General features: G+C 37.1%; 1 protein-coding gene. It reads right to left on the reverse strand.

The window, feature by feature from the left end:
• The coding region (locus tag QME58_14480; protein MDI6805017.1) for a hypothetical protein at positions 1 to 484 on the reverse strand (484 nt) is incomplete at its 3' end.
• Positions 485 to 666 lie beyond the last annotated feature (182 nt).

Consider the following 666-nt stretch of genomic DNA (forward strand, 5'->3'; position numbering starts at 1 on the left):
CAAGTGTATCTATCTGGAAAAAATACTCGTGTGAAGTTGTATCCATACTCAAAACAATTAGCTCTGCGCTTGAGTCAATTGGTGTGCTGTTTAAGAGTCGGTAAGCTTTGTATTTGTATGTACGCTTTGGAAGCAAGCCTTCGTCTAAAATTAGTGTGTCGAGCGGTGAGCTTGGAGCGGTGAGTATAGTTTGCCCTTCACGTGTGAGCTTGAAAGCTCGGCTTATAGTCGTATCAACGAAGCGAACTCTTATAAATGCGTCGGTAACTCCTATGTCTTCAGCCGTCAAAACTATCGGCGGAATATAAGGCGGAACATCGGGCGGTACTACCCGCTCGCGACAGGAATAGAAAAATAGCAAATATAAAATAGCGAATAGCAAAAGAAAGATTGGAGATTTTAGATTGTAGATTTTAGATTTCAGATTTAGAAAATTCGTATTTGTTTCGTGATTAGAATTTAGGACTTCGGATTTAATTTTCATTGTTTAAGCTCCGTGAATGATGAATTATGAATTTAGAATTCCAATTTATAAATTTGTTGGGTGGACAATTTCTTGCCACCCTATATTTTAAACCTATACCTCTTTTACTAATATCACACATCGTTAGCCTTTTAATTGTTAATGTGCAGTTATTAATTGTGGGTTTAATATACATCCCCTAA

Source organism: Bacteroidota bacterium, assembly GCA_030017895.1.
GTDB lineage: Bacteria > Bacteroidota > Ignavibacteria > UBA10030 > BY39 > JASEGV01.